This is a genomic window from Pseudomonas synxantha BG33R, from assembly GCF_000263715.2.
GTDB lineage: Bacteria > Pseudomonadota > Gammaproteobacteria > Pseudomonadales > Pseudomonadaceae > Aquipseudomonas > Aquipseudomonas synxantha_A.
On record NZ_CM001514.1, the window covers coordinates 4,156,973 to 4,180,054 of the forward strand.

The 23,082-nt window shown below is 57.5% G+C and carries 19 protein-coding genes and 4 tRNA genes; 7 read left to right on the forward strand and 16 right to left on the reverse strand.

Annotated elements, in window-relative coordinates; translation table 11 throughout:
• Positions 1 to 626: 626 nt before the first annotated feature.
• The 5 genes from PSEBG33_RS27570 to PSEBG33_RS27595 all read left to right on the forward strand — a co-directional run bounded on the left by PSEBG33_RS27570 (position 627) and on the right by PSEBG33_RS27595 (position 5,341).
• Positions 627 to 1,583: a tyrosine-type recombinase/integrase gene (locus tag PSEBG33_RS27570; protein WP_032803638.1), complete on the forward strand. Its 957-nt coding sequence runs from the start codon at positions 627 to 629 to the stop codon at positions 1,581 to 1,583.
• Positions 1,584 to 2,196: 613 nt separating this feature from the next.
• Positions 2,197 to 2,592, forward strand: a complete 396-nt coding sequence (locus tag PSEBG33_RS27580; RefSeq protein ID WP_157264165.1) for a hypothetical protein — start codon at positions 2,197 to 2,199, stop codon at positions 2,590 to 2,592.
• Positions 2,593 to 2,606: 14 nt separating this feature from the next.
• Positions 2,607 to 2,882, forward strand: a complete 276-nt coding sequence (locus tag PSEBG33_RS27585; protein ID WP_157264167.1) for a hypothetical protein — start codon at positions 2,607 to 2,609, stop codon at positions 2,880 to 2,882.
• The gene (locus PSEBG33_RS09330; protein WP_005789726.1) at positions 2,869 to 4,332 is read left to right on the forward strand and encodes a helix-turn-helix domain-containing protein; all 1,464 of its coding nucleotides are present in this window, start codon (positions 2,869 to 2,871) and stop codon (positions 4,330 to 4,332) included. The genes PSEBG33_RS27585 and PSEBG33_RS09330 overlap by 14 nt, the downstream gene beginning before the upstream one ends.
• A gap of 652 nt (positions 4,333 to 4,984) precedes the next feature.
• Complete coding sequence (locus PSEBG33_RS27595; protein ID WP_032803646.1) at positions 4,985 to 5,341, forward strand: hypothetical protein; 357 nt, start codon at positions 4,985 to 4,987, stop codon at positions 5,339 to 5,341.
• Between the two features lie 1,438 nt (positions 5,342 to 6,779).
• Here PSEBG33_RS27595 and PSEBG33_RS09325 read toward each other — a convergent pair.
• Positions 6,780 to 6,856: transfer RNA gene (locus tag PSEBG33_RS09325), tRNA-Val, on the reverse strand.
• A gap of 184 nt (positions 6,857 to 7,040) precedes the next feature.
• Between PSEBG33_RS09325 and PSEBG33_RS09320 the strand changes: the two genes are divergently transcribed.
• A complete protein-coding gene (locus PSEBG33_RS09320) occupies positions 7,041 to 8,324 on the forward strand; it encodes an NAD(P)/FAD-dependent oxidoreductase (RefSeq protein WP_005789728.1) in 1,284 nt (427 codons plus the stop codon).
• A 63-nt stretch (positions 8,325 to 8,387) separates the two neighbouring features.
• Here the strand turns inward: PSEBG33_RS09320 and PSEBG33_RS09315 are convergent, their stop codons facing one another.
• The 3 genes from PSEBG33_RS09315 to PSEBG33_RS09305 are packed head-to-tail and all read right to left on the reverse strand — an operon-like array spanning position 8,388 to position 12,989.
• Positions 8,388 to 9,623 carry a c-type cytochrome gene (locus PSEBG33_RS09315; RefSeq protein ID WP_005789730.1) on the reverse strand — a complete coding sequence of 412 codons (1,236 nt, stop codon included), beginning with the start codon at positions 9,621 to 9,623 and terminating at the stop codon, positions 8,388 to 8,390.
• Positions 9,624 to 9,625: 2 nt separating this feature from the next.
• A complete protein-coding gene (locus PSEBG33_RS09310; protein ID WP_005789732.1) occupies positions 9,626 to 10,165 on the reverse strand; it encodes a (2Fe-2S)-binding protein in 540 nt (179 codons plus the stop codon).
• Positions 10,158 to 12,989, reverse strand: a complete 2,832-nt coding sequence (locus PSEBG33_RS09305) for a xanthine dehydrogenase family protein molybdopterin-binding subunit (RefSeq protein ID WP_005789746.1) — start codon at positions 12,987 to 12,989, stop codon at positions 10,158 to 10,160. Before PSEBG33_RS09305 ends, PSEBG33_RS09310 begins: the two co-directional genes overlap by 8 nt.
• Between PSEBG33_RS09305 and PSEBG33_RS29385 the strand changes: the two genes are divergently transcribed.
• Complete coding sequence (locus PSEBG33_RS29385) at positions 12,988 to 13,167, forward strand: hypothetical protein (RefSeq protein ID WP_157264169.1); 180 nt, start codon at positions 12,988 to 12,990, stop codon at positions 13,165 to 13,167. The two genes, PSEBG33_RS09305 and PSEBG33_RS29385, sit on opposite strands and share 2 nt — an antisense overlap.
• A gap of 206 nt (positions 13,168 to 13,373) precedes the next feature.
• Here the strand turns inward: PSEBG33_RS29385 and PSEBG33_RS09300 are convergent.
• From PSEBG33_RS09300 to truA, 12 genes are all read right to left on the reverse strand, one after another.
• Positions 13,374 to 13,450: transfer RNA gene (locus tag PSEBG33_RS09300), tRNA-Asp, on the reverse strand.
• Positions 13,451 to 13,555: 105 nt separating this feature from the next.
• Positions 13,556 to 13,632, reverse strand: a tRNA-Asp gene (locus PSEBG33_RS09295).
• A gap of 55 nt (positions 13,633 to 13,687) precedes the next feature.
• A tRNA-Val gene (locus tag PSEBG33_RS09290) sits at positions 13,688 to 13,763 on the reverse strand.
• 107 nt (positions 13,764 to 13,870) lie between these two features.
• A complete protein-coding gene (locus tag PSEBG33_RS09285) occupies positions 13,871 to 14,635 on the reverse strand; it encodes an SDR family oxidoreductase (RefSeq protein WP_005789747.1) in 765 nt (254 codons plus the stop codon).
• An 11-nt stretch (positions 14,636 to 14,646) separates the two neighbouring features.
• The gene (locus tag PSEBG33_RS09280) at positions 14,647 to 15,858 is read right to left on the reverse strand and encodes an O-succinylhomoserine sulfhydrylase (protein ID WP_005789748.1); all 1,212 of its coding nucleotides are present in this window, start codon (positions 15,856 to 15,858) and stop codon (positions 14,647 to 14,649) included.
• Between the two features lie 65 nt (positions 15,859 to 15,923).
• Positions 15,924 to 17,429, reverse strand: coding sequence for an amidophosphoribosyltransferase (purF, locus tag PSEBG33_RS09275; RefSeq protein WP_005789750.1), 1,506 nt, complete (start codon positions 17,427 to 17,429; stop codon positions 15,924 to 15,926).
• A gap of 41 nt (positions 17,430 to 17,470) precedes the next feature.
• Complete coding sequence (locus PSEBG33_RS09270; RefSeq protein ID WP_005789751.1) at positions 17,471 to 18,028, reverse strand: CvpA family protein; 558 nt, start codon at positions 18,026 to 18,028, stop codon at positions 17,471 to 17,473.
• A gap of 249 nt (positions 18,029 to 18,277) precedes the next feature.
• Complete coding sequence (locus PSEBG33_RS09265; protein WP_005789752.1) at positions 18,278 to 18,934, reverse strand: SPOR domain-containing protein; 657 nt, start codon at positions 18,932 to 18,934, stop codon at positions 18,278 to 18,280.
• Complete coding sequence (gene folC / locus PSEBG33_RS09260) at positions 18,918 to 20,225, reverse strand: bifunctional tetrahydrofolate synthase/dihydrofolate synthase (RefSeq protein ID WP_005789753.1); 1,308 nt, start codon at positions 20,223 to 20,225, stop codon at positions 18,918 to 18,920. The genes PSEBG33_RS09265 and folC overlap by 17 nt, the downstream gene beginning before the upstream one ends.
• Positions 20,222 to 21,142: an acetyl-CoA carboxylase, carboxyltransferase subunit beta gene (accD, locus tag PSEBG33_RS09255; protein ID WP_005789754.1), complete on the reverse strand. Its 921-nt coding sequence runs from the start codon at positions 21,140 to 21,142 to the stop codon at positions 20,222 to 20,224. Before accD ends, folC begins: the two co-directional genes overlap by 4 nt.
• A 244-nt stretch (positions 21,143 to 21,386) precedes the next feature.
• Positions 21,387 to 22,019 carry a phosphoribosylanthranilate isomerase gene (locus tag PSEBG33_RS09250; RefSeq protein WP_005789755.1) on the reverse strand — a complete coding sequence of 211 codons (633 nt, stop codon included), beginning with the start codon at positions 22,017 to 22,019 and terminating at the stop codon, positions 21,387 to 21,389.
• Positions 22,020 to 22,082: 63 nt separating this feature from the next.
• Positions 22,083 to 22,907, reverse strand: a complete 825-nt coding sequence (gene truA / locus PSEBG33_RS09245) for a tRNA pseudouridine(38-40) synthase TruA (RefSeq protein WP_005789756.1) — start codon at positions 22,905 to 22,907, stop codon at positions 22,083 to 22,085.
• Between the last annotated feature and the right edge of the window lie 175 nt (positions 22,908 to 23,082).

Genomic DNA, 23,082 nt, shown 5'->3' on the forward strand with positions numbered 1-23,082 from the left:
CAACTTTGCTGTCTGGAGACCGGGGGTGTCCAACAAGAAAAATTGTTGCTGCACACCAATAAATTTTGTGGGGGGATGGCGCCGACGGTCGGCCGCTGTCAGGAGAAAGAGTCCAGGCCTCAGGGGGGGAACGTCGCGCAGCCAACCTGATGAGGAGCTCAAAATCGTTCAACCGTGTAGATTCTCAATCAGAACCTATACTCCATCATGCAGCTGTGTGTACCTGCAGTTCGTTCACGGTGTTATACCGACAATGAGGGCTCGCGCTATGTATGCCGGACAAATGAGTGATATGGCGACCACGTTTGGCGAAATACGCTGCCAGGTGTTCGTCCAGATAATTTGCCTGCTGTCGGTGGCTACGCTGTTCTGCTGATCGAGCGTTCAAACCTGAATACACGCCTTGAGCCGTGTAGGGGTGGCTATTGCCCAAATTCCAGACAACAAAAAAGGGCCCACCTTTCGGTGAGCCCTTCCAGACCGCCCAGCAGAGCGGATTTTGTTTGGTAGGCGCGATTGGACTCGAACCAACGACCCCCACCATGTCAAGAGCCACCATGCTAGGCGCTAGGCCCCGCAGCCAATAGCCCTAAGGAAACGCCCATTCACATTATGAGGCGTCAACCATGGCTAACATTCGCTCCCTTCCCTCTGGTAACTGGAACGCTCAGGTTCGATTGAGAGGAAGCCCCCCGCAATCCAAAACATTCCCCACTCAAGCGTTGGCCCAGGCATGGGCTGACCAGTTAGAGGCTGTCACCAAGACTCATCAGACGCACACCCTGTACACCCTTGGCATGACCTATTGCGAAACCATGCTCAAGGGCAAGGGTAGCTATGACCATGCAATTAAGATTGTTGATCAGCTCTTTGCTGCCTTCCCTCAGTCAATCCATGACATCACCCCTCAGCTAGTCAATGACTTCAAGCTGAAGCGTCTACAGACGGTCAAGCCTGCTACCTGTCGCATACAGCTAGCGTTCATGTCCCGTTTCTTCAGGTTCGCTAAGCGTGGCCTGCTCATTGATATTCATAACCCCGTAAGTGACATAGCGCTACCCAAGCCGGACAAGTCGAGCGACAAGGTAATCAGTGCTGGCGAGCTTCGACAGTTGCTCAACAAGCTATCCCCAACCATGGCCCTCATCGTGGAGGTAGCTTACGAGACAGCCATGAGACGCTCAGAAATACTCAAGCTCACAACTCAATGCCTGCACTTAGATGAGCGTATTGCGGATGTAGTAGATGGTAAGAACGGCACTAGGTCTGTGCCTCTGACAATGCGAGCCATAGAGCTACTGAAAGAGGCACAGCGGCTCGCTGTAACGAACAAGGCACACAAAGGACGACTATTTATCGTCACGCCTCATGCAGTGTCGCAGGCGGTTAGGTTGGCAAGGAACAAGGCGGGCTTGGATGATAGCGTCAGGCTCCACCAATTGAGGCACACACGCATCACCAACGTAGCCAAGAAGGGATTCAACAACGCTCAGATAATGATTGTGTCAGGGCACAGGGATACTAGGTCTGTAGCTAGATACTCCCACTTGAACGCCAAGGATGTACTTCATCTGATTGATTAAACGCCCTATAGGGCGGCAGGAACGACGATGGAAGACGCAGCGCCACCAGTATAGCCAGCTGCTGCTGTAGGCGCTCACAGGAGCTTACAGTGGCATTAAGTTATTGGAGGAGTAATGGGATGGGCATGACTCAGAGTTACGGATAGAAACTAATTTGCAGGGTGCTTGTAGACCTTTACCCCAAAAAAGGAGTAATAGCATATATAGATTAAAGATGCTTCCTAGAACTGCTTACACAGAGTCATTAGGTTGCGGTCTTTTTTATTGCCTAAATGGTGGACTTTCCACAACAAGAAATCAGAGAGGAAGAAAGAGAGAGCGCGATGGGCATAGAGGAAATCATAGAAAGTAAGATCATGCGCCTAAATACAGCAGACCGTAAGTTGGTGTGGGTAATGATCAGAAACAAGAGTGACGATGGGTTACGGTGGTGTGAAATCTCGCTTGAAGAGTTTTCTTCAGCAACAGGTAAAACTTCTAGCTCATGTAGCAAGACCATCCAATACTTTGTAGAGCATGAACTCATTGCGCTTCGAAAGAAGCGTCTTGGGCCCACAACTTACAATCAATATAAAACAATTCCCCTGGAGCAAGACCAATGAGAACAATCACCATGACCGACGTTAACGAACTGGCACGCCGTACAGGTAACTCTCCTATGGGAGTGCTAACAGAACTGATTGAGAACGGCTACCAGCTTATTGAGGAAGTGATTCAACCTAAAGGAAACGCACTATCCTCTTCCAAGGATGCCCTAGCCCAATGGAAAGCGTCTAAACAACAAGTGACGGACGATATGTATAAATCTGACCCGCTCGTCAGACAGCTAATGGATGCTGACAATGCTTACCAAGCCTTCGCCCCTCAAGCCAAGAAGAGCATTCTACAGCGTGATGAACATGGCAATGTAACAGGCACCTCTAAAAGCATTCTCACTGGAGCCACGCAGAGGGAACAAGCTGAACTTATGGCTGCTATCCGTGCCACCTATAAACAAGGAGGTAACTAATGGGAAACACTTACATGAGTGACTCTGACCTAAAGGGCTTGCAAGAGCGTCGCTCTGAGCTAGGGGCAATTGATTGCAGCATTGAGCAAAAGAATAAACTCATCACTGGCATTCGCGACTACAAGTTTGTTGAGTATGGGATGACCCAATATGGCTACTATCAGGTGCTGACAATCAAAGGGAGCAAGTCTATACCCGATGAGCTTACAGGCAGCTTCACACACCCAAGCTACATTATGAAACTGGTAAACGACCTAATCAAAGAAGGAAAACTGATTGAGCCTAAGTGAGTCCCAGGTTATACACGTAGCAGAAGCCCTACCAGGAAGCGGAAAATCCACCAAGTTTATCGAAGCGCTACCCTCACTCATCCACACCAACAAGATAGTCTATGCAATGCCTACCAACGTTCTCATCAAAGAGCTTGCCCTTACTATCAATCTAAAAGCGGGAATATCTCCTTTGGTTATAACGTCCGACACAGTGGAGCACGTTATTGCGCACTTGGAAAAGGTACTAGCCGCAAGCACACAACCTTTGGTTATGGTCACACATGAAGCCTTGAGACGCGTAGACTCGCGATTGCTTGAAGGGTGGGAACTGGTGGTGGATGAGGTTCCCAGCGTATCAGACTGTAAGGGCTATCAGTTCGATAGCATTAGCTACCTTGGAAGCCTAGGTAATTACCTAACGATAAACGCCGAAAAGAAAGCAACTCTGAAGCTTGAAAACATAGCTCTCGTTGAGAATATGATTAAGGCAAAAGACAGCAGCGCCCTCAGTGACTCGGCACTAGACGTACTCAAAGCAATGCTTACTCCCAAGTGCAGAGTTGAAGTAGAGGCGCAGACGCCCAAGGGCAAGCGGCTTGTACGCATTGTGAAGTATAGAGATTTCCTACCAGCCTTCTCAAATGCGAATAGCGTTCATATCCTGGCTAACAATGTGAAGGATACGCTTCTAGGTATTCATGCCACCTACCAAGGCTGGCAGTTTGAGCCATCAATATTCACACCAGAATTCGATGGCTACGGAAAGCGTGTTGAGCTTCACCCATTCCTGACAACAAAATACTCAAAGACTCAGAGCATGATGCAGCGCAATGGTAAGCCTGCTGATACGTGGGACGAGGGAGTACAGCTGGCCGACTGGCTACGCTGCATCACTGCGATGGTAGGAGACGAGAAGGGGTTAGCCTTTGCGCATCAATGGATGCAGTATAACTTCAGTGAAAGCATAACCAAGCTACCAATTGATAGCAGAGGCATTAACGGCTATCAAGACAGACACATTGCTATATGCCTACAGCATGGGAATGTTAGCCCTGATGACGCTCTAAGCTTTCACACTCTAGGCGACATGCTGGGGGTTCCTGTTACTGAGGTACGAAAGGCTATTGAGTTCGAGCGCTTCTATGAGAGCACCTTACAAGCTGTAGCCAGAACATCACTTAGAGATAGGAGCAGCACTGAACCTGTCACTCTCTTTGTCCAAAGCATGGAAATGGCAGAGTATCTAAAAGAAAAACTTGGTCGCCTTGCTTCTATAAATACAGAACTTGCCATGAGTCCTTGGGAGAAGCAAGAATCTGAAAAGAAGAAAGCCAAAGCTCAGCAACACGCAGAGGTAATCTCTCTCCTGATTGAAACTGGCATGAGTCGCCAACACATTGCTAAAGAACTTGGCATCCCCTACCCAACTGTTAAACGCTGGACCAAAGGCCTAGAGCAAGCAGCCTAATAAAGATCAACGGCGTCAATACTCAGATCATTTTCTCTTAAAGACCTTTAAGGGTTTTTGATCTTTGATAGCATACAAGACCACTAATCTTATGCTTAAGATCAAGAGCAACGTCAGCAAGCTGACAAAGAGCACGCATTAAAGAGAGAGTCAAAAGCAGACCACCTACCAGTGTATCGCTCTTGATCTTTTCTTTGTGCGTATGCCACTCCGTGGCGTGCTCTTGCTTTTGCTTCTGTCACGCACTGACGTTAAGACAACAACCAATCAAGGACCGTAGAATGTCAGACAATGACATCATCAGAATTCCAGATCTAAGATCCACAGTTATACGTAGCATCGTTATTCAGAGGGGGCTAGCCAGAAAGATAATCTCCAAGCATGGTAATCCCAAGGCCCTTTATGATATTGCGGTTAAGGAACGTCTCAACCTACAGGCAGTAGGATACATCTCTAGGCTAGACCTCCGAGAGATTGAGATTGCAAGAGCAAACTAAAGCGCGACACTTATCTTAACCATACTACTTTGCCTACAGTACACCCAACTAGTAATCCTTCAGATCAAGCAAGATTACAGCATGACCGCTATAGCGCTTAACACCATAAGCTATTCACTCTCCCTATTTATAATGATGCAGCACAGAGCCAGACTATGAAATTCACACAAGAAGACAAGACAGAATACATTGAGACAAATTCCCACTGCGTATTAGCTAAGCGCTTGGGGATTAGTATGCTCACCCTGGATACATATGCGGATGATCAGGGCTGGAAAGAGGAACACCGCATCTACTGGCATGACAAATCAATTGAGATATTGAAACAAGAGCTAGTCAACGGAAATATCAGTGCTGTAAAGGAAATGCTCAAGATTACAGGTAGCGTAAGACCAGTAGGACGACCACGTAAATTAGAAGTGGAGCGTGAAGTTGCCATTAGCAAACGCATCGAAGAAGAATATGCAGCAGACATTCGACGAATGAAGCTTGTAGACACCAAAACAAGATAATTATTTATTAAGACAGGAGGGGTGTATTGACACTAGAGGCTAGCGTTCAATTTAAAGCAGTAAGCATTGAACATAGCAAGGACAGATAGAGCGTGATGCTCAGATTCTAGGCTTACCTAGATGCCCCTCAGGGGTGCTCAATGCGTTACCACACTGGCCGTTCTTCACAGGGGCTAGGCCCTCTGTGCCTGATAGTTCAGCTACCAGTCACCTGCCCCCCTAACCACGCCTGAAGGGTTAAGCGATCCACCTCTGAGGGTGGCACCTCGGCCTGTTTACAAACCACCGGCTCGGTCCTCTCAGCGTTCACGCCACCACTACACCATTGAAGGTTCGCTATGATGTTACTAACTTCAACGCGCCTCACTTTCTGAGACATACAGTTCAGCTTACGCAAGGCCCGTTTGCACAGCTACTGATATACGCCGTGCAGTAAGTAGCGTCAAGCTCTAGCCCCGCCGAATTTGGCAGGTCATAGCAGCCAATGCACGCGTAGAAGCATCATCGGATTTTGCTTGGGCCACATAGCCAGCCACGCAGTCACGAAACGGCATACTGATAGCGTACGAGAGGGCCAGCGCAGCAAACACAATTGACGCAGCTAACCACTTCATCTGAATTATTCCCTTACAAACATAATGGAAATTATACCACCGGGGTGATGCCAAACTGAAATCATAGCCTACGCTTCGTGAGCAACCTTGAAGTTGCGACTGACCTACAGGAGCGAGACGAAGATGACAAAGGCACCAATTGGCACTACGGGGACAACAGGGCAGAGCTGCCCAGAAAGCGGTATTTGGACAGTGGTTGGCACTCCAAGCACGACAGCGCCAATTGCCAAAGGTAACCGGTTCCCACCTTATGACGGCAAATCGGTGACCTGGAAGCTGACGCAATACGCTTAAAGACTGATCGAGAGCAGAGGCAACTCTGCTCTCACTGCGCCCTTTAGCAGATGCCAGCCCTGGAGTTTTGATTAGAAATTAACTAGCACCATTGCATACATAAGCACCCCACCCCACACCCCCTGCCCACCCCTAGAGAGACGCCCCCGCCAGCCCTACAGCAGCACATAGAGCGTTCAGGATTCACCACAGAGTGTAGTGTGTTGAGCGTGACCGACAGGCGTACCCGCCTCACAGCAGGCACGTAGCTCAGTTGGTTAGACAGCCTGCCCTTGTGAGGTACGAACAACGGGCAAGGGAGTGAGCCTGCGAACGTACCACCACCTAGACAAGATAGTGAACGAGCCATGTATATCAATGGGTTAGGTAGAGTCGTTCACAAATATGAGTGTGAACAGGGGAAGTAAAGATCTACGTTCACATTGCCTTGTGTGAACGAAGCCTATAATTTGTGAACGTTTTCTTAGGCAAAGAAAAAGGGGAACCCTTTCGGATTCCCCCTCACACCGCCCAGCAGAGCGGATTTTGTTTGGTAGGCGCGATTGGACTCGAACCAACGACCCCCACCATGTCAAGGTGGTGCTCTAACCAACTGAGCTACGTGCCTGCTGTGAGGCGGCATTCTACGGAATTCCGGAGGGGTGTCAACATCTTTTTTGCAGCTAAGCCTATGAATATGCGAATTTTTTATTTATGCCGGGTACACCTGGGATTTCCGGGTGGCTGGCAGGCAATTTTCAACTCAGGTAGGATCGCCGCACTCGTAAAAAATATAAAACAGAGGTTCCAGGATGGCGAACACCCCCTACCCCCAGTCCTATTACGCCGCTTCCGCGAATGCAGCCCCACCCCGTCCAACCCTGCAAGGTGAGGTCGAAACCGATGTCTGTGTGATTGGTGCCGGCTATACCGGGCTTTCCAGCGCGCTGTTTTTGCTGGAGAACGGCTTTCGCGTCACGGTACTGGAAGCCGCCAAGGTGGGTTTTGGTGCCTCGGGTCGTAATGGCGGGCAGATCGTCAACAGCTACAGCCGTGATATCGATGTGATCGAGCGCAGTGTCGGGCCCAAACAGGCTCAGTTGCTGGGGCAGATGGCCTTTGAAGGCGGCAAGATCATTCGTGAGCGCGTGGCTAAATACCAGATCCAGTGCGACTTGAAGGACGGCGGTGTATTTGCCGCACTCAACAGCAAGCACATGGGTCATCTGGAATCGCAGAAGCGCCTGTGGGAGCGCTACGGCCATACGCAGCTTGAGTTGCTCGACGAGCGCCGCATCCGCGAAGTGGTGGCCTGTGACAACTATGTGGGCGGTTTGCTGGACATGAGCGGCGGGCATATCCACCCGCTCAACCTGGCACTGGGCGAAGCGGCGGCCGTGGAATCCCTGGGCGGTACGATTTATGAGCAATCGGCAGCGGTACGCATCGAGCGCGGCGCCAACCCTGTGGTACACACCGCCGAAGGCAGGGTCCGGGCCAAATTCATTATCGTTGCCGGTAACGCTTACCTGGGCAACCTGGTGCCGGAGCTGGCGGCCAAGTCGATGCCATGCGGTACCCAAGTGATCACCTCCGCCCCCCTTGGCGATGAATTGGCCAAGACGCTGTTGCCGCAGGATTACTGTGTCGAAGACTGCAACTACCTGCTCGACTACTACCGCCTCACCAGTGACAAGCGCCTGATCTTCGGCGGCGGCGTGGTGTATGGCGCGCGGGATCCGGCGAATATCGAGGCAATCATCCGGCCGAAAATGCTCAAGGCATTCCCGCAACTCAAAGACGTGAAGATCGACTACGCCTGGACCGGCAATTTCCTGCTGACCCTGTCGCGCCTGCCCCAGGTCGGCCGTCTTGGCGACAACATCTATTACTCACAAGGCTGTAGCGGCCATGGCGTGACGTACACGCACCTGGCAGGCAAAGTACTGGCTGAGGCATTGCGCGGGCAGGCTGAGCGTTTTGATGCGTTTGCGGATTTGCCGCACTACCCGTTCCCGGGCGGGCAGATGTTGCGTACGCCGTTTGCGGCGCTGGGGGCTTGGTACTACGGGCTGCGCGATAAATTCGGAATGTAAACACAACCCGTGTGGGGGCGACTTGCTCGCTCCCACACCAGTTATGCGCTTCACACGCTGCCGTCAATGCGCCTTGTGTTCGACGGAAGGCGCCTCGGCTTGCAGCTTCTGCACATCGCCTACGGCCAGCTCAGCCGATTGGCCGCCCCAACCTTGACGCAGGTAATTGAGCAGATCAGTCAGCTGTTGCGCACTGAGCTTCTCGGAAAACCCCGGCATCGGTTGCATGTGCTCGAACCCGGAAAATTTCTGCTCGCCAATACCGTCCTCGATCACGCGCAGCAGGTTGCGCGGGTCTTCCAGGCGCAGCGTGGTGTTGCCGCGCATGGCCACCGCGATGTGCGGCTTGCCTTCGCCACCCGCGGCGTGGCAACCGGCGCAGACGTTCAGGTATTCCTGGCGGCCGCGCTGAGCGCTCTGGCTGAGTTTATCCACCGGCACGTCGACCAGCGCTTTGGCGGCCGGCGGGTTATCGCCCAGCAGGAACGTGGCCATCGCGGCCAGATCCTGATCGCTCAGGCCCTGGGTGCTGTTGTGGAACACCGGGAACATCTCGTTGAACATCGTGCCTTGGGCGCTCATGCCGTGCTTGAGGAATGTGGCCAAGTCCTGTTCATTCCAGCCGCGGGCAGCCAGGTCCGTGGCGAGCAGGCTAGGCGCCAGGTAACCATTGAGGATGCCGCCGGTCAGGCGCTTGTCCAGCTCCATCGCGCCCGGCAGGCCGCGTGGCGTGTGGCACTCACCGCAGTGACCAAGCACTTCGACCATGTACTGGCCGCGTTTCCAGGCTTCGCTTTTACCTTCGGCCGGCTCCAGTTTCAGCGCTTTGCCGTACAACGCATTCCAGCCCATCAGGCCCAGGCGCACGTTGAACGGAAAACTCAGGCTCGTCACCGGCGCTGCACGTTCGATCGGCTCGATGGTTTTGAGGTACGCATGAATCGCATCCGAATCTTCGCGCGGCATCAGGTGGTAGGAGGTATACGGCATCGCCGGGTACAGATTCGCCCCGTCGCGACGCTTGCCTTGCGTCAGCGCAGCGAAGAACTCGTCATCGTTGTACAAGCCGATGCCGTGCTCTTTGCTCGGCGTGATGTTGGTGCCGTAGATCGTGCCGAACGGCGAGACAATCGGCAGCCCGCCCGCAAACGGCGCGCCGCCCGCTGCAGTGTGGCACGCCATGCAGTCGGCGGCGCGGGCTAGGTATTCGCCGCGCTTGACCTGATCATCGGCATGGGCAAACAGCATCGGCGCAGCCAGGCCGACCGCCAGGGTCATTCGGGTCAGAAAAAGCTTCATGCTCAACCCTCCTTGACCAGGCCGAGATCGGTCAGCACGTTGCGGGTAGCGTTGTAATAACGCACGTACCCAGTGCAACGGCAGACGTGATGCCCAAGGCTGTCCTCGATGACTTGTTCCAGTTTGCTGTGCACGGTCGGCTGACGTTGCAGCTTTTCCACCAGCACGGTCGCCGCGTTGACGAAGCCCGGCGCGCAGTAGCTGCACTGGAACGCAAACTCATCCACGAAGCGCTGCTGGATCGGGTTCAGTTCGATGACCTGCCCCGACTCATCGCGCTTGGCGTGGGATTCAATGGTGCGCACTCGCTTGCCTTCAAAGTAATGCGCGCCGGTGATGCACGTGCGCACTTCTTCGCTGGTGCCGTCCGGGTTGTCGACGATGACCACGCAAGCGTGGCAAATACCCTGGCCGCAGCCAAGACGCGAACCGGTGAGGTTTTTGTATTCGTGCAGGTAATCGATCATCGGCAGGTCATCAGGGATGTCCACTGGGCCGACGGATTGACCATTGAGGGTCAGTTGAAGCGGACGATTAGGCATTGAGGGCTTCCTTGATGCGCGCAGCAGTGATTGGCAGGTCGCGAACACGTTTACCGATGGCGTGCGCCACGGCATTACCGATGGCCCCGACAATCGGGATCATCACCACTTCAGCGATACCCTTGGATGGATCGCTCGGCGACAGCGCCGGCAAAATCTCCGAGGTCTGCTTCCACACGGCAACGTGACGCGCCATCGGCAGACGGTAACGGTTGAAGTTCCAGTCACCCTCCCCCGGCCCGCCCTCATACAGCGGCATTTCCTCCATCAATGCGTGGCCGATGCCCATGGCGACACCGCCCTCAAGCTGACCTTTGACCAACTCCTCAACCAACACGCGGCCGCACTCGATCCACGAATGGTGATTGAGCACTTCGACCTGCGCCGAGCCCTTGTTGACCTTCAACTCGACCAATGTGGCCACCGGGCTGTAGTAAGTCACGGCAGCGTTGTTCAACTGCGTCGCGGGGTAGCTGATGTTCTGGCGATCCAGCAGATGGAAGCCGGCAGTGCTCATCAGCGCCTGCTTGGCTTTTGGCGCGCCGTCGCCGTACTTCACGGCCAGGCCGTCGAGCGGCAGGCGCTCGCGCACGCCGTCGATGCTGTATTCAGCCTCGGCCCAACTCCAGCGGTTGAAACCGTGCACAGTGGCCGCCGTGACCAGGCCGCGCTCGTGGGCACGCTTGGCCAATTCTTCAAAACTGAGCGGCTGCATGCCGTTGGCGGTGAGCTTGCCGTCGACCCAATGCGCATCTTCGCGGCGCACCACATAGGGGTTGGCCTGACCGCCGAACGGGCCCTGACGCCAGATCTCCAGCGCCGCTGGCCACAAACCATGGTTGAACAGCACGCGCGCCGCTTCACGGGTGGCGTGGCTGAAGTAGTACGCCGAGTTGGTGGCCGAAGATGCCGAAGCGAGCTTGCCCACCCAGCGCGGGTTGCGCAGCAGGTTGTCCTGCTCGGCCTGGCTCATGATGTAAGGGTTGCCGCTGGTGATCAGCTGCATTTCCTTCCACTCTGTTTCGCCAGTCTTCACTTCGTGGGCCGGGCTGCCAAGGAAATCGGCAACGACCAGCGATTGCGAGGTAGACATACCGGTGCCGATTTCGATACCGATATGACGCAGACTGATGCGACCGTCAGCGCTGAATTCGATACTGGCCATCGGTGCTTCGGAACCAGTGCCAAAGTCTTTCTGGCAGATAGCGAAACCCACGCCGTACCAGTTATCCGGGTCTGCGGCTTCGCGTTGTTGCTTGATCGCGTCGCGGTTTTTCCAGACCTCGTGAACAGAGGCTTTGTCGAGAATTTCGTGCAGGCGCAACGCACCGGCAGGAATAGCGCCCTGGGTGTTTTTCATGCCCGAACGCAGTGCGTTCTTGCGGCGCAACTCGATAGCATCCACACCGAGACGACCGGCGATTTCGTCGACCATCATTTCCGTCGCGGCCATGCTCTGCAGGGTGCCGTACCCACGCATCGAACCGGCTTCAACGCCCCGCGAGTGATACGCGGTGACTTGCAGGTCGTTCTGCGGCATGTAGTAGATCGACTGTGCGGCCGTGGCGCCTACTGCGGCTACCGAGGGGCTGTAGTTGATCCGGCCACCGCCGTCGACGCTCATGTCGGCGAGGAAGATCTTGAAGCTGTGATCGTTCTTGTCGACAGCCAATTGATAACGAATGTCGAACGGATGACGCTTGATGCCGCTCTGGAACTGCTCGTAACGGTCATTGGCCAGACGCACCGGCACGCCGGCACCGTACAACGCCGCGAGGGCGGCGTAGTAGACAAAGATGTTGTGGTCTTTGGAGCCGTACCCCACGGTGTAACCGGGGTGCATGTTCAGGTTGGCCAGGCCGAAGCGCGACGGCGAGATCATTTTCGCCGTCTCGGTGGCAACCTCCAATGGGCACTGGGTGGCCACCACGAAGTGCAGGGTCTTGGTTGCCGGATCGTACCAACCGTTGCCGTTGTCCGGCTCCATGGCGGCCGGCTCGATTGACGGAGTCTTGTAGCGCTCGTCGAACACCAGCCAGTTGTCCGGCGGCGTGTTGATCTGGCTCTTCATGCGGTCGGCGTAGAACAGACCGCGCTCGGTCAGGTTGCCGTGCAGATTCGGTTGTGAATTCCATACCGGGCGACGGTTTTTCAGCATCGGAAACAGAATCGAATCCTTGAGGCTGGCAAATTCGTCTTCATCGGCCGAGGTGGGGCCGCCAACGCGCACATAGCGGAAGCTACCGTAAGGGTCGCCTTCGTAGTACGGCACTTTGGCGCCGTAACGAATCGCCTTGTCGTTGAATTTGAGTTTGTTCTTGGCCTGGCGGAAACGCTCGAAATCGTTCCAGATCAGGATCGCCACCGGGTGACCGATAAACATCGGCACCTTGCCTTCAGGCAGCAGCGGATCCGGAGCATGTTCCTCGGGGAAAACGATACCGTCCTTGTCCAGATCGGCAGCGGTGACGATACGATCCGGCTGCAGATCGGCGCCGAGCCACGCCAGGTCGTAGCCCGCATAAATATGGTCGGCCTTGATGGTTTTCAGCAGCATGGCGTGACCTTGCTGCACGGGCCAGCCGGGCATGTCCTTGGAGCGGATGTCGCGGGCGAAGACTTTGCTGCCGCACACTTTGGACAACGCATCGTTACGCTGGCGCGCCTTGCCGTTATTGCCCAGCCATTTTTCGGACGGCACGGTAACGCTGTTTTCCATCAGGGCAGCCAGCGCCTGGGTGCTCAGCGGTGTCAGCGTGACGCTCACACCCGCCACCAGGCCGCCCTGGAGGAACGAGCGCCGGGTTATTTCACGGTTGGACATGGATCATCCTCTGAGCGGTTATAAATCCGCCCTTATGGTTAAGTACACCGAATATCGAGACTTGCAGAAGCCTTTTTGCGACGAATCAAAAGGCCATGATGACAGTGCAAAGTTGACCGAAGGGTTAACTTTAAAGGTTTCTGCGCCTGCGGCAAATAACCACATTGAAATTTTTTGACACAACAACGCAAAACGGCCGACAAGATCGAGACGATCTGTCAGCCGCTTGCCTATGAATGAGGACGATGTCACAAACACCATGACGTTTTTTCAAACGCCAGACACAAAAAACCCCGGTCTTTCGACCAGGGTCTTTGCTATCGGATCAAGTCAGCCGGTGGCTTTCTTGTGCTTCAAGGCGTTCAGTGGACCTTGAGGCAGATATGGCGCAGCGGACGGGACTCGAACCCGCGACCCCCGGCGTGACAGGCCGGTATTCTAACCGACTGAACTACCGCTGCGTATCGCTTGGCTGATTGAGCGTAAAGCCTCAACCACCTTTAAACATCTGATCGATCAACCTGGGTTGTTCAATCTCAAGCCCGATACATCGAACCTGGAAAATATGGCGCAGCGGACGGGACTCGAACCCGCGACCCCCGGCGTGACAGGCCGGTATTCTAACCGACTGAACTACCGCTGCGCGTCGGTGCAACCTTTAACGTTGCGTCTTGCCCTGGGGCAAGACTCTCAAGAAGTGGTGGGTGATGACGGGATCGAACCGCCGACCCTCTGCTTGTAAGGCAGATGCTCTCCCAGCTGAGCTAATCACCCTTTGCTTCGTTGAGGCCGCGAAATTTACGCAGGTAGCGGACCTAAGTCAATAGCCTGCTTGAAGTTTTTCTGAAAAAGACAAAATCACTTCAAGACGGCTAACCGCCCTACTCGCTGTAAATCATCTTCTTGCTCATGCCACCGTCCACCACAAACTCTTGCCCGGTGACAAACCCGGCCTGACGCGACAGCAACCAGGCTACCATCGCCGCCACGTCCTCTACCGTGCCCACCCTGCCCGCAGGGTGCTGGGCATGATCGGCGTCTGTGAGCGGCTCGGCACGGCGCGCAGCAGGATCACGCGCATCGATCCAGCCGGGGCTGACCGCATTGACCCGCACTTCCGGGCCCAGGCTCATGGCCAAGGCGTGGGTCAGGGCCAGCAGGCCACCCTTGCTCGCCGCATAGGCTTCGGTGTCCGGCTCCGATTGACGGGCCCGGGTCGAGGCCAGGTTGACGATCGCACCGCCGTGGGCGCGCAGGTACGGCGCGCAATGCTTGGCCAACAGCATCGGCCCGCCGAGGTTCACCGCCAGCACGCGATTCCAGTACGCCAGATCGAGGCTTTCCAGGGTGATATTGCGCGGGTCAGCCACGGCGGCATTGCAGACCAGCGCGTCGAGTCGCCCGAACTGCCCCAGCACCTCGGCGACACCCTGGGCGACTTGCTTCTCGTCGGCCACATCCATGGTGATGAACCAGGCATTCTCGCCCAGCACCTTGGACACCTTGGAACCGCGCTCGCGGTCCAGGTCAGTCAATACCACCTGCCAGCCTTCGCTGATCAGCCACGCGGCAATACCGAGGCCAATGCCCCGCGCCGCCCCCGTTACCAGCGCAACGCGCCCGTTAGTGGCCGCTGTAGCCTCCATAGACCACTCGATCACAAGGCCGCCAACCCGCGGGCCAGGTCTGCCTGCAAGTCAGCGACATCTTCCAGGCCCACCGCGATGCGGATCAGGCTGTCACGGATACCGGCGGCTTCACGCTCCTGCGGCGCCAGGCGCCCGTGGGAGGTGGTGCTCGGGTGAGTGATGGTGGTCTTGCTGTCGCCCAGGTTGGCAGTGATGGAAATCAGGCGCGTCGCATCGATAAAGCGCCAGGCGCCGTCTTTGCCGCCCTTCACTTCGAAACTCACCACCGCACCAAAACCACGCTGCTGGCGCTGGGCCAAGGCGTGTTGCGGGTGGCTCTTGAGGCCAGCGTAGTGCACTTTCTCGATACCGTCCTGCTGCTCCAGCCACTCGGCCAGGGCCTGGGCGTTGGCGCAATGGGCTTTCATGCGCAGGCTGAGGGTTTCCAGCCCCTTGAGGAAGATCCAGGCATTGAACGGGCTCAGGGTCGGGCCGGCGGTACGCAGGAAGCCCACCACTTCCTTCATCTGCTCGCTGCGTCCAGCCACCACGCCGCCCATGCAACGGCCCTGGCCGTCGATGAACTTGGTTGCCGAATGCACCACGATGTCCGCACCCAGCTTCAGCGGTTGCTGCAAGGCCGGGGTGCAGAAGCAGTTATCCACCACCAGCATCGCACCCTTGGCGTGGGCGACTTCGGACAGCGCAGCAATGTCGACCAACTCGGCCAGCGGGTTCGACGGCGATTCGACGAACAGCAGCTTGGTATTGGCCTTGATCGCCGCATCCCAGCCGGACAAATCCGCCAGGGGCACGTAATCCACTTCGATACCGAAGCGCTTGAAGTACTTCTCGAACAGGCTGATGGTCGAGCCGAACACGCTGCGCGACACCAGCACATGGTCGCCAGCGCTGCACAGGCTCATCACCACCGCCAGGATGGCCGCCATGCCGGTCGCGGTCGCCACAGCCTGCTCAGCGCCCTCCAGGGCCGCGATACGCTCTTCGAACGCGCGCACGGTCGGGTTGGTGTAACGCGAGTACACGTTGCCCGGCACCTCACCGGAAAAACGCGCCGCAGCGTCGGCCGCCGTGCGGAACACGTAGCTTGAGGTGAAGAACATCGGGTCACCGTGCTCCCCTTCCGGGGTGCGGTGCTGGCCGGCGCGCACAGCCAGGGTATCGAAAGCTACGCCATCGAGGTCGCTGTCCAACCGACCGGCATCCCATTCCTGACTCATGCTGCGACTCCTTACTCAATACGTTATTTAAGATACAAAACCGGCCCCTCAGGGCCGGTGTCTACTCAGTTGTTGTACAGGTCGATGATCGCGCTGACCGCCTGGGTCTTGATCTTGGACGAGTCGTTACGCGCCTGCTCGATCTTGTTCAGGTAAGCCTCGTCGACATCTCCGGTCACGTACTTGCCGTCGAACACGGCACAGTCGAACTGCTCGATCTTGATCTTGCCCCCGCCAACCGCTTCGATCAGGTCCGGCAGGTCCTGGTAGATCAGCCAGTCGGCGCCGATCAGGTCGGCCACGTCCTGGGTCGAACGATTATGTGCAATCAGCTCGTGGGCGCTCGGCATGTCGATACCGTACACGTTCGGGTAACGCACCGCAGGCGCAGCAGAGCAGAAGTACACGTTCTTCGCACCGGCTTCGCGGGCCATCTGGATGATCTGCTTGCAGGTGGTGCCGCGTACGATGGAGTCGTCCACCAGCATCACGTTCTTGCCGCGGAACTCAAGCTCGATGGCGTTGAGCTTCTGACGCACCGATTTCTTGCGCGCAGCCTGGCCGGGCATGATGAACGTACGGCCGATGTAGCGGTTCTTGACGAAGCCTTCGCGGAACTTGACGCCCAGGTGGTTGGCCAGCTCCAGCGCAGCGGTACGGCTGGTGTCCGGAATCGGGATAACCACATCGATGTCGTGCTCAGGACGCTCGCGCAGGATCTTCTCGGCCAGCTTCTCGCCCATGCGCAGACGCGCCTTGTAGACCGACACACCGTCGATGATCGAGTCCGGACGCGCCAGGTAGACGTGTTCGAAGATGCACGGGGTCAGCGTCGGCGCAACGGCGCACTGGCGGGTATGCAGCTTGCCGTCTTCGGTGATGTAGACAGCCTCGCCCGGCGCCAGGTCGCGGATCAGGGTAAAGCCCAGTACATCCAGGGACACGCTTTCGGACGCGATCATGTACTCGACGCCTTCGTCGGTGTGACGCTGGCCGAACACGATCGGGCGGATGCCGTGGGGGTCGCGGAAACCGACGATGCCGTACCCGGTGATCATCGCCACCACGGCATAACCACCGACGCAACGGTTGTGCACGTCGATCACGGCAGCAAACACGTCTTCTTCGGTCGGCTGCAGCTTGCCGCGCTGGGCCAGTTCGTGGGCGAACACGTTGAGCAGCACTTCCGAGTCGGAACTGGTGTTGACGTGGCGCAGGTCAGATTCGTAGATCTCCTTGGCCAGCTGTTCAACGTTGGTCAGGTTACCGTTGTGCGCCAGGGTGATGCCGTAAGGCGAGTTGACGTAGAACGGTTGAGCTTCGGCCGAAGTCGAGCTACCGGCAGTCGGGTAACGCACATGGCCAATACCCATGTGCCCGACGAGGCGCTGCATGTGACGCTGATGGAACACGTCACGCACCAGGCCATTGTCCTTGCGCAGGAATAACCGGCCGTCGTGGCTGGTCACAATACCGGCAGCGTCCTGGCCGCGGTGCTGGAGGACGGTTAGCGCGTCATACAGCGCCTGATTGACGTTCGACTTACCGACGATACCGACGATGCCACACATGCGACGCAACCCCTACTTAATGAATCTTGACTGAACACAGCTTACTGAGGCGTTTGCGCCGGCAAGAGGTGTTCCTTGAACGGAAGATCAGCGGGTACGCTGATTCCGCTGGCCAGCCACTGACTGCTCCACCCCAATATGAGGTTCTTGGACCAATCTGCAACCAATAGAAATTTTGGCACGAGTACCGACTCCTGCCACCACGAATCCTGCTGTACCGGCCCCAGGCTCAACAGCCCGACCGCCACAACCACCAGCAACGCGCCACGCGCGGCACCGAAGGCCATGCCGAGAAATCGATCGGTCCCGGAGAGGCCGGTGACACGTATCAACTCGCCAATAAGATAATTGACCATTGCCCCCACCAGCAGCGTGGCGATGAACATGATGGCGCAGCCCGCGATGACGCGAGCCGAAGGTGTCTCTATGTACCCGGCCAGGTAGACCGACAGTGAACCACCGAACATCCAGGCTACGACTCCTGCGATGATCCAGGTCAGCAACGACAGTGCTTCTTTTACAAAGCCGCGGCTCAGACTGATCAAAGCGGAGATGGCGACGATTGCAACGATCGCCCAATCAACCCAGGTAAATGGCACAGTGCAGCCTACGTACGGATAAGGCGGCGCATTTTAGCAGAGCGCCGGGCTATCGGTAAGCGGTGATTGCGGCTGCTTTGCAAATCAATAGATTGGGCAGTGTGAACGCCATTTCAAGCCCACCCTAAACCAATGTGGGAGGGGGCTTGCTCCCGATTGAAGTGTGTCAGTATCAGATGTACTGACTGACCCACCGCTATCGGGAGCAAGCCCCCTCCCACACTTAGATTGCGTTAATGCCTGCTTGAATCAGCCGCGCTCGGGCTGGAAACGCACCACAAACCCATTGAGGTTCTGCTGGCGGCCCAGCAAATCGCGCAGGCGATCCGCCTCGGCGCGCTCGATCAGCGGCCCGACAAACACCCGATTCTTGCCATCGGCACTGCGGATATAGGCGTTATAACCCTGGGCACGCAGCTTTTTCTGCAAGGCGTCGGCACTTTCGCGATTGGCCAGGCTGGCGAGCTGGATCGACCAACTGATCGGCAGGCCATTGGGATCAATGCGGCTCTGGCCCACATCCGGTTTACCCGGCGCAGCAGGCTGCGGCGCCACAGGCTTGGGCGTTGGCGCCGGTGCCGGCGGTTTGGCAGCGACAGCGGGTGCCGGCGCTGGCTTGACCACCGGCACACTTGGCTGCACCGGCATCGAAGGAGCCTGTTGCGTAGCGACCTCCTCCTCGACAGGTACAGGTTCTTCCGGCAACGCCTGAGGCTCGGGCACCACCACCGGCTCGACCTGAACCTGGGGCACCACCGGCGCCTGGGGCGCAGCGGGTGCTTCAACCACCACCTGGCGCTGCTCGTCCTGACGGGAAAACAGCATCGGCAGGAAGATGACTGCCAACGCCACCAACACCAGGGCTCCAACCATTCGCTGCTTGTATGCGCTATCCAGTAATGCCATGTGCAGCTTCCTCCGTGGAGCGCCGGGCCAGCCATTCGAGCGCCTCGGCAACACAATAAAATGATCCGAACAACAGGATCTCGTCCTCGGCCGTAGCCACCGCACACTGCGCCTCCAGGGCGGCAATGATGCTTGCATACGACGTCACGGGCGCGCCAAGGTTCTGCAAGGCGGTTTGCAGCTCAGCCGCCGGCCGGCTACGCGGTGTATCCAGCGGCGCAACAGCCCAAGACTGAACACTGCCAAGCAACGGCGCAACCACGCCTTCCAGATCCTTGTCGGCCAACAGCCCGAACACCGCCAGGCGACGGCCGGCCGGTGGCGTGCGCGCCAGGCGCTGCGCCAAATAGTGAGCCGCATGGGGATTGTGACCCACATCCAACAACAGGTTCAGGCGCTTGCCTTGCCAGTCGAGCACCCGACGATCCAGGCGCCCCACCACTTTCGTCGCCCGCAGGGTTGCGCCGATCTGCTCGGCATCCCACGGCAGATCCAGCAGCAAATAGGCTTGCAGCGCGAGTGCAGCGTTTTCCATCGGCAGGTTCAGCAGCGGCAAATCAAGCAGCTCGACCACCTTGCCACGGGCATCACGCCCGCGCCATTGCCAATGGGTCGCACCGATGTCGAGATTGAATTCACGACCGCGCAGGTAGAACGGGCAATCCAGCTCGCGCACCTTGTCCAGCAAAGGTTGCGGCGGATCCAGGTCGCCACACAGCGCCGGCCTGCCCTGGCGGAAAATCCCGGCCTTTTCATAGGACACTGACTCGCGGGTATTGCCCAGGTAGTCGGCATGATCAACCCCGATGCTGGTGACCAGCGCCAGGTCGGCATCCACCACATTGACCGTATCCAGGCGCCCGCCGAGGCCGACTTCCAGTACGACCACATCCAGTTGCGCACGCTCGAACAGCCAGAACGCCGCCAGGGTGCCCATCTCGAAATAGGTCAGGGAAATATCGCCACGCCCGGCATCCAGGGCAGCGAAGGCTGCGCACAACTGCTCGTCCGTGGCTTCGACGCCATTGAGCTGTACCCGCTCGTTGTAGCGCAGCAGGTGCGGCGAGCTGTACACGCCGACCTTCAGGCCCTGGGCCTGCAACAGCGCCGCGACAAAGGCACAGGTGGAGCCCTTGCCATTGGTGCCGGTCACCGTGATCACACGCGGTGCCGGCTGGCCCAACCCGAGGCGGGCCGCTACCTGTTGCGAGCGCTCCAGGCCCATGTCGATGGCGGACGGATGCAACTGCTCAAGGTAGGCGAGCCATTCGCCCAGGGTACGTTGGGTCATAGGTTTGCAGGCACCGGCGGCACGACGATTGGCTCGACTTTAGGCGCGACGTACACAGGCGTCGGCAGGCCCATCATTTGCGCCAGCAAGTTACCCAGACGTGGACGCAGCTCGCCACGCGGGATGATCAGGTCAATAGCGCCGTGCTCCAGCAGGAACTCGCTGCGCTGGAAGCCTTCCGGCAGCTTCTCGCGCACGGTTTGCTCGATCACACGCGGGCCGGCAAAACCGATCAGCGCCTTGGGCTCGCCGACGATCACATCGCCGAGCATCGCCAGGCTGGCGGAAACGCCGCCGTAGACCGGGTCGGTCAGTACCGAGATGAACGGAATGCCTTCTTCGCGCAGACGCGCCAGTACCGCCGAGGTCTTGGCCATTTGCATCAGGGAGATCAGCGCTTCCTGCATACGCGCACCACCGGAGGCGGCGAAGCAGATCATCGGGCAACGGTTTTCCAGGGCGTAATTGGCTGCACGCACAAAGCGCTCACCGACGATGGCGCCCATGGAACCGCCCATGAAGGAAAACTCGAAGGCCGAGACCACCACCGGCATGCCCAGCAGCTTGCCGCTGACCGAGATCAGCGCGTCCTTCTCGCCGGTCTGCTTCTGCGCACCGACCAGACGGTCCTTGTACTTCTTGCTGTCGCGGAACTTGAGACGGTCGACCGGCTCCAGGTCAGCGCCCAGTTCGTTGCGGCCATCGGCATCCAGGAAGATGTCGATGCGCGCGCGCGCGCCGATACGCATGTGGTGATTGCACTTGGGGCAAACATCCAGGGTCTTTTCCAGCTCCGGGCGGTACAGCACCGCGTCGCAGGACGGGCACTTGTGCCACAGACCTTCAGGAACCGAGCTTTTCTTCACCTCGGAACGCATGATCGAAGGGATCAGTTTGTCTACTAACCAGTTGCTCATGCTTTCTTTCTCCAGTACCGGTGGCTTGAACACAGCCCCGCGTATGCCCTTGAGCTAAATTCATATGTGGCGATGATGCCTGCGGGACGGGGTCAGACGTTGGACCTGCCATTTCCCGCCTGCATCCTCAGCCTTCCAGACAACCTGCCAGCGCAGGGTTGCCACTTCATTTCCGGGCCACCCACAGGCGGCGCCGGGCTGTTTTACACAGTGGTAGTTATGGACGGCGGCAGACTGCCAGCCGTCACATCCCGCCACTGCTGTTGCGCACGGCCTGCATGAATGCGCGAATCCTGTTGTGATCCTTGATGCCCTTGCCCTGCTCCACCCCACCGCTGACGTCCACGGCATACGGCCGCACCTGCTCGATGGCAGCCCCGACGTTCGCAGGGTTGAGCCCACCGGCCAGGATGATCGGCTTGCTCAACCCCTCGGGAATCAGCGACCAATCGAACGCCTCACCCGTACCACCCGGTACGCCTTCGACGTAGGTGTCGAGCAGGATCCCGCGAGCGCCGATATACGCGGCACACGCCGCGGCGATATCGTCGCCCGTCTTGACCCGCAACGCCTTGATGTACGGGCGCTGATAACTTTCACACTCATCAGGCGTTTCATCGCCATGGAACTGCAGCATGTCCAGCGGCACCGCATCCAGGGTTTCATTGAGTTCGCAGCGACTGGCGTTGACGAACAAGCCCACGGTGGTCACGAAAGGCGGCAGCGCCGCAATGATGGCCCGCGCCTGCAGCACATTCACCGCGCGCGGGCTTTTGGCATAAAACACCAGACCGATGGCATCGGCCCCTGCCTCGACTGCCGCCAGCGCATCTTCTATGCGGGTAATCCCGCAAATCTTGCTGCGAACGGCTGACATGTCGTAGGAACCTCAGGGTTGGACCGAGAAAGTCCCGGATGTTAACAAAAGCTTTTCCGGGCGTCAGCCGCCAAGTTCACTGAAACCTGTGAGGAAGTGCGGCCCGATAAAGCGTTCCGGCAACTGGAACTCGTCGCGGTACTCCACATCCACCAAATACAGGCCAAACGGGTGCGCCGTGACGCCGCCCGTGCGACGGATGCGGCTTTCCAGCACTTCCCTGGCCCACTCAACCGGGCGCTCGCCCGTGCCGATGGTCATCAGCACGCCGGCAATGTTGCGCACCATGTGATGCAGGAACGCCCCGGCGCGAATATCCAGCACGATCATCTTGCCGTGACGGGTGACTCGCAGGTGATGAACTTCCTTGATCGGCGACTTGGCCTGGCACTGGCCGGCGCGGAAGGCGCTGAAGTCATGCACGCCCACCAGGTGCTGCGCGGCCTCGGCCATACGCTCGGCGTCCAGCGGGCGGTGGTTCCAGGTAATTTCTTCATTGAGATGCGCGGGGCGGATCTGATCGTTGTAGATCACGTAACGGTAACGCCGGGCGATGGCCTTGAAGCGTGCATGAAAATGCGCCGGCATGACCTTGGCCCAGCTCACACTCACGTCGTGGGGCAAATTGATATTCGCCCCCATCACCCACGCCTTCATCGACCGCTCGGCCTGGGTGTCGAAGTGCACCACCTGGCCACACGCGTGTACGCCAGCGTCGGTACGCCCGGCACACATCAGCGACACCGGCGAGTCCGCCACTTTGGACAGGGCGTTTTCGAGGGTTTCCTGCACCGTCAGCACGCCGGAGGCCTGACGCTGCCAGCCACGATAGCGCGAGCCTTTGTATTCCACGCCCAGGGCGATGCGGTAAAAGCCGGCGGCCGCCATTTCGGCGGCCGCGTTATCTATATTTGCCAAGAACTGAGAGCCTGATGAGTTGCGCAAAGGCGGGCATTATAAAGGCGTCGGATGCCTGACGGGCGTTTTGTTATGGATCGATGCCAAACAAATGTGGGAGGGAGCAAGTCGAATCGTCGCACCGCCCCTCCCGCACTGTTATAGC

Coding starts and splice junctions, on each gene's coding strand:
- PSEBG33_RS27580 (WP_157264165.1), top strand. CDS start 2,197: ATGACCGACGTTAACGAACTGGCACGCCGTACAGGTAACTCTCCTATG.
- folC (WP_005789753.1), bottom strand. CDS start 20,225: ATGACCCAACGTACCCTGGGCGAATGGCTCGCCTACCTTGAGCAGTTG.
- PSEBG33_RS09265 (WP_005789752.1), bottom strand. CDS start 18,934: ATGGCATTACTGGATAGCGCATACAAGCAGCGAATGGTTGGAGCCCTG.
- PSEBG33_RS27570 (WP_032803638.1), top strand. CDS start 627: ATGGCTAACATTCGCTCCCTTCCCTCTGGTAACTGGAACGCTCAGGTT.
- PSEBG33_RS09320 (WP_005789728.1), top strand. CDS start 7,041: ATGGCGAACACCCCCTACCCCCAGTCCTATTACGCCGCTTCCGCGAAT.
- PSEBG33_RS09310 (WP_005789732.1), bottom strand. CDS start 10,165: ATGCCTAATCGTCCGCTTCAACTGACCCTCAATGGTCAATCCGTCGGC.
- PSEBG33_RS27595 (WP_032803646.1), top strand. CDS start 4,985: ATGAAATTCACACAAGAAGACAAGACAGAATACATTGAGACAAATTCC.
- accD (WP_005789754.1), bottom strand. CDS start 21,142: ATGAGCAACTGGTTAGTAGACAAACTGATCCCTTCGATCATGCGTTCC.
- PSEBG33_RS27585 (WP_157264167.1), top strand. CDS start 2,607: ATGAGTGACTCTGACCTAAAGGGCTTGCAAGAGCGTCGCTCTGAGCTA.
- PSEBG33_RS09280 (WP_005789748.1), bottom strand. CDS start 15,858: ATGAGTCAGGAATGGGATGCCGGTCGGTTGGACAGCGACCTCGATGGC.
- PSEBG33_RS09250 (WP_005789755.1), bottom strand. CDS start 22,019: ATGTCAGCCGTTCGCAGCAAGATTTGCGGGATTACCCGCATAGAAGAT.
- truA (WP_005789756.1), bottom strand. CDS start 22,907: ATGGCGGCCGCCGGCTTTTACCGCATCGCCCTGGGCGTGGAATACAAA.
- PSEBG33_RS29385 (WP_157264169.1), top strand. CDS start 12,988: ATGGATCATCCTCTGAGCGGTTATAAATCCGCCCTTATGGTTAAGTAC.
- purF (WP_005789750.1), bottom strand. CDS start 17,429: ATGTGTGGCATCGTCGGTATCGTCGGTAAGTCGAACGTCAATCAGGCG.
- PSEBG33_RS09315 (WP_005789730.1), bottom strand. CDS start 9,623: ATGAAGCTTTTTCTGACCCGAATGACCCTGGCGGTCGGCCTGGCTGCG.
- PSEBG33_RS09285 (WP_005789747.1), bottom strand. CDS start 14,635: ATGGAGGCTACAGCGGCCACTAACGGGCGCGTTGCGCTGGTAACGGGG.
- PSEBG33_RS09305 (WP_005789746.1), bottom strand. CDS start 12,989: ATGTCCAACCGTGAAATAACCCGGCGCTCGTTCCTCCAGGGCGGCCTG.